Source organism: Mesorhizobium sp. M1A.F.Ca.IN.020.06.1.1 (assembly GCF_004023265.1).
GTDB lineage: Bacteria > Pseudomonadota > Alphaproteobacteria > Rhizobiales > Rhizobiaceae > Mesorhizobium.
The window spans coordinates 1-4,883 of record NZ_RZSR01000432.1; the positions used below are offsets into that span (position 1 = coordinate 1).

A 4,883-nucleotide genomic window follows, 5' to 3' on the forward strand; every position below is an offset into this window, starting at 1 on the left:
CCTTGACGCCGGCGTGACGCTGTCGGCGCTCCAGATCGCGCAGATCACCTCGGCCGCCGGCGTCAAGGCGAGCGACACCCTTGAGCTGCAAGGCTGGTATCTCCAGGTCAAGGACGCCACCCCGCAGGTGCGCCAGGCCCGCCAGAGCCCGCCGATCAACTTCTGGTACATGGACGGCGAGTCCGTGCAGCAGATCGAGCTGACCTCGACCCTCGTCCAGTAAGCGGCAACCAATCCACCCGTCAGGAGCCAGACCATGTCGACCCTAACCGCCGCGAACGCGGTCATTACCCTTGCCGTGCCGAACCTCTTTCCGACCCCGGTTCAACTCCAGGGCTTCGCCACTGACAACATCTACGACATGGACAGTGTCGACCAGGTGGAGACCGCCATGGGCGTCGACGGCATCCTGTCCGGCGGCTTCGTCTACAACCCGATCAACCAGACGTTCGTGTTGCAGGCCGATTCCCCGTCGATCGCCTTCTTCGAAACCTGGGCTGCGACGCAGGTGCAGGCCAAGGACGTCTACACGGCCAACGGCTCGACCACGCTGCCGTCGCTCGGCCGCTCCTACATCTCGACCAAGGGCTTCCTGGTGAGCCTGCCGCCGATGCCGGCGGCGGCCAAGATCTTGCAGCCGCGCCGTTTCGCGATCCGCTGGCAGAGCGTCCAAAGCGTCCCGAACTGAGGTAATCCATGCGTAAAGAGATCGACGTCACGATCGCCGATGACGGCCGTGACCAGGGCAAGACCTTTCACATCCGCGAGATGCCGGCGACGCGCGCGGAGAAATGGGCGATGCGCGCGCTGCTCGCCGTGACGCGCTCCGGCGTCGAGCTCCCCGACGACTTCGCCGGCATGGGCATGCAGGGCATCGCCATCGTCGGCATACGGGCGATCACCAAGATCGATTTCGAGGATGCCGAACCGCTGCTCGACGAGATGATGGAATGCGTGACCATCAAGCCCGATCCGCGCAACCCGGCCATCCAGCGCCCGCTGATCGAGGGTGACGTCGAGGAGATCGCGACGCTGATCCAGCTCCGGCAGGAGGTCATCAACCTTCACGTCAGTTTTTTTACAGGCGGCGGCCAGTCGAAATCGATCTCGACACAGTCGCCGGCGTCCGCCTCCTCGAATACGGCAATGTCTCCCGAGCCATCGGTCAGGTTCTCTCAAAGGGCAAAACCTCGCTCCGCGAGTTAGACGAGTGGTTGTCGATCGAGGACGTCCACGACCTTCTCGAGGTGGCGATGGTCGACGCCCACAACCTGATGCTGCTGAGAAAGAGGGACGAGAATGCCAACGGTCATTGACAGCCTGATCGTCACGCTTGGCCTCGATCCCAAGGACTTCAACGACGGCCAGAAGAAGACGGCCGATTCCTGGCTCAAGACCGTCAACGCCTTCCGCAAGGGCGGCAAGGACGTCGAGGAGAGTTCGAAGAAGGCGGCCGAGACCGTCAACTTGATCACGCGACGCGTGCTCGAACTCTTCGCCGTCATCACCGGCAGCCAGGCGCTCAGCGACTTCGTGCGCAAGCTCACCAATGCGGATGCCTCGCTCGGCCGCTTCGCGTCGAGCCTGGGGGAATCGCCCCAGCGCATCGCGGCCTGGGAGAATGCGGCCGAACGCTTTGGCGGCTCGGCCGACGCCACCGCGTCGACCCTGGAGCGCGTCAACAAGCAGCTCTACAACCTCAACAAGAACGGCGAGGCGCTGCCGCGCGAATTCTCGCAGTTGCAGGCCTGGACCGGTATGCGGATCGACCCCAACCATGGGCTCGATCGCTATCTGTCGGATGTCGCAGCGGCTCTGCAGAGGTTGCACCAGATCGACGGCGGCGCGGCGCACAATGTCGCACAGGCGCTGGGCATCGACCCGGCGACCGAACAGCTCATGTACAAGATGGGCGCGGGCATCGACGTCTATCTCGACAAGCTCCAGAAGAGCCTGTCGCCGAGCAACGATGCCATCGAATCCGCGCAGAAACTGCAAGCGAGCTGGGCCGAGCTCCTCCAGCACATCATCGCGCTCGCCAACGCCATCTATGACAAGCTCGGCCCGGTGCTGGTCGATGCGGCGGCAAAGATGTCGGCCTGGATCGACAAGAACCAGGACTGGATCCGGACCGGCATCGTCGACGCCGTGAAGCATTTCATCGACTTCCTCGACAAGATCGACTGGAACGCGGTCGGCGCCGGCATGCAGAATTTCGCGCACGGCGCGAAAGACGTCGTGGATGGGCTCGGCGGCATCGTGCACGCGACCGAGATCCTGTTCGGGCTTTGGCTTGGGTCAAAGTTCCTCCGCGTTCTCGGCAACATGCGAATGCTCGCGGGTGCCGGGGGCGGAGTCGCGACTGGCACGGGTGCAGGAGCCGGCCTGGTGGGTCTCTTCGGCAGGCTATCGCCTTGGCTGGCCATGCTGAGCCTGTCGGGCGACACCCAACAAAAGACGGGCGGCTATAACCCACCCGACTTCGAACTCGACCAGATAACGGCTCTCAAGCATTGGGATGGCAGCGGTCCGCAGACGCGCAACCATGCGCATCGGGCCGGCGAGACCACCGTCGACGGCAAGCCCGTTTCGAGGGGCAATCCGCTTCCCGTCACCATCGCCGACCAGAAGAGCGACGGCGGCGGCTTCTGGAGCAACCTGGTCAGCGGCATCGGCAGTCTGTTCGGCGCCGGCAGCACCGGCGGCTCGGCGGGCAAGCTTGGAGCGCTCGCTGGCGGCATGGTGGGCGGCACCGGTCCTGGTGGCCCGCAGCGGGCCTCTGGCGGCACGCAAGGCTGGTGGACGCCCGAGCGGCAGTCGCAGGCCTACCAGACCCTCACGGCCGGCGGCTTGTCGGATGCGGGCGTGCGCGGCCTCATCTCGCGCTGGATGAATGTCGAGGCGGCCGGCGGCCCTTCGACCGTCAACAGCATCGGCGCGTCTGGTGTGGCGCAGTGGCTCGGGTCGCGTAAGGCGCGCCTCATGGCCTTCGCCAAGGCGCGCGGTAAAGACTGGAACGATGCCGAGACGCAGTATCAGTTCGTCCTGTCCGAACTGAACGGCTCCGAGAGCCGGGCCGGGAGCATGCTGCGCAATGCCAAGACCGACGCGCAGGGCGCAACCGGTGCCTCGATGTTCGAACGCGCCGAGGGCTACAATGCCTGGTCGGGCATGGACGCCTACACCGGTAAAACCTATCGGGGCATGAAGGCCATCAACACTGGCGCCGCCTCGGCGGCGCTGTCGAACATGTCGAGCACCCACACAGCCACGACGTCGACCAGCTCGGTCGAGGCCCATATCGGCAAGGTCGAGGTTCACAGCCAGGCAACCGATGCCAACGGCGTTGCGGCCGACATCAACGACGCGCTCAGCCGGCGTCTCTTCACCGCGCAGGCAAATAGTGGATTGGCGTGATGGCCGGCATTCTTGAACTTCTGACCCAGGATGCCTTCGGGTTGCTGTCGAGCGCATTCGGCCTGCAACCGTGGGGCATCTATTTCGGCGGCGTGCCGGTGATCGTCGCCGACAACGTCGTTGAAGTGCAGTATCGCCAGCAATGGTCGATCTCTGACTTCCCGGTCGAGCAGGGGACCTTCGAGAGCTACGACAAGGTCCAGATACCCTACGATGCGCGGCTCCGCTTCACGGCCGGCGGATCGGCGGCTAACCGCGCTGCGATGCTGGCCTCGATCGCGGCCGTCGCTGGCGACACCAACCTCTACGACGTGGTGACGCCGGAGGCGGTCTATCTCTCCTGCAACATCACCCACTACGACTACAGCCGGCGCTCGAATGAGGGGATGGGGCTTCTGTCGGTCGATATCTGGCTGATCGAAGTGCGCCAAGCCGCCGGCGCCGCTATGTCCAACACCCAGGATCCAAGCGGGGCATCTCAGGTCAACGGCGGCACTGTCCAGACCGTGCCGGCGAGCAGCGCGCAGCTCGAGCAATTCCAGACGTCGTCTGGGCTACCGGCCGGGCGCCTCTGATGGTCATCATCCCTCTGCAGGCGGTGCCGAACCAGGCGGTCGGCGTGACGCTGGACGGGCAGGTCTCGCAGATCAGCCTCTACCAGAAGAACACGGGTCTGTTCATCGACCTCTATGTCGACAACGTGCTCGTGATAGGCGGGGTGATCTGCCAGAACCTCAATCGGATCGTCCGGTCTCTCTATCTCGGCTTCTCCGGCGATCTGCTCTTCATCGACAACCAGGGCGACACGGACCCGTATTACACCGGGCTCGGCACCCGCTACAGCCTCGCCTACGTGTCGGCGAGCGAGCTTCCGGCGGGCGTCGGCTGATCAGTTGCAGCGTTTGAACCGGTCGCCGGCAAAGCAGGTGTGGAGCTGCTTCAACTGCGCCGCCACCGCCTCGCGCTGGTCGCAAGCCTTGATGGTGTCGGGATCATCGCCCGATCCGCCGCGGCACTGCTCATTCAGGTCGAGATAGGTCTTCTCGAGCGCGGCCTTGTTCGGCTTCGCCAGCGCCGGCGCGACGGTGAAAAGCAGGAGGGCGGTCGCGGCGGCAAGGACTTTCGGCATGGTCGTAACTTTCTTCATGTGAGGCGGTGATCGGATGGCATTCAGCCAGAAGCGAATTTCCGTCGAGTTCGAACTCGCCAATGGACAGTTTGAAGGCGGCGGCAACACCGCAGAAGTCGCCGGTTTGCGCGTCGCCTGCAACATCGTCAACGCCGGGCAAGGCTCCGGGCAAGCGGAAATTTCGATCTGGGGCCTGCCGCTCGCTCTGATGAACCAGCTATCCACCGTCGGTTCACAGTATCTCCAGATGTACAAGAACGGCATTTCGGTGCTCGCTGGAGACGACGAGACCGGGCAGAACGTCGTGTGGACGGGCGCCATCGTCTATGCCTACGTC

At 64.2% G+C, this 4,883-nt stretch carries 8 protein-coding genes; 7 read left to right on the forward strand and 1 reads right to left on the reverse strand.

Annotated elements, in window-relative coordinates:
- The 6 genes from EOA60_RS37690 to EOA60_RS18925 all read left to right on the forward strand — a co-directional run.
- On the forward strand, positions 1-223 hold a 223-nt coding region (locus EOA60_RS37690; RefSeq protein WP_164899402.1), incomplete at its 5' end, for a DUF3383 domain-containing protein.
- Positions 224-256: 33 nt separating this feature from the next.
- A complete protein-coding gene (locus EOA60_RS18905; RefSeq protein ID WP_067328704.1) occupies positions 257-688 on the forward strand; it encodes a hypothetical protein in 432 nt (143 codons plus the stop codon).
- Positions 689-696: 8 nt separating this feature from the next.
- A complete protein-coding gene (locus EOA60_RS18910) occupies positions 697-1,206 on the forward strand; it encodes a hypothetical protein (protein WP_206522105.1) in 510 nt (169 codons plus the stop codon).
- 93 nt (positions 1,207-1,299) lie between these two features.
- Positions 1,300-3,417, forward strand: coding sequence for a phage tail tip lysozyme (locus EOA60_RS18915; protein WP_127335317.1), 2,118 nt, complete (start codon positions 1,300-1,302; stop codon positions 3,415-3,417).
- Positions 3,417-3,992, forward strand: coding sequence for a phage baseplate protein (locus EOA60_RS18920; protein WP_127239335.1), 576 nt, complete (start codon positions 3,417-3,419; stop codon positions 3,990-3,992). The genes EOA60_RS18915 and EOA60_RS18920 overlap by 1 nt, the downstream gene beginning before the upstream one ends.
- Positions 3,992-4,306, forward strand: coding sequence for a hypothetical protein (locus EOA60_RS18925; RefSeq protein ID WP_127239336.1), 315 nt, complete (start codon positions 3,992-3,994; stop codon positions 4,304-4,306). Before EOA60_RS18920 ends, EOA60_RS18925 begins: the two co-directional genes overlap by 1 nt.
- Here the strand turns inward: EOA60_RS18925 and EOA60_RS18930 are convergent, their stop codons facing one another.
- Positions 4,307-4,564: a hypothetical protein gene (locus EOA60_RS18930; protein ID WP_127335318.1), complete on the reverse strand. Its 258-nt coding sequence runs from the start codon at positions 4,562-4,564 to the stop codon at positions 4,307-4,309.
- A 16-nt stretch (positions 4,565-4,580) separates the two neighbouring features.
- Between EOA60_RS18930 and EOA60_RS18935 the strand changes: the two genes are divergently transcribed.
- Positions 4,581-4,883, forward strand: a 303-nt coding sequence (locus EOA60_RS18935; RefSeq protein WP_206628162.1) for a hypothetical protein, incomplete at its 3' end; no start/stop codon positions are given.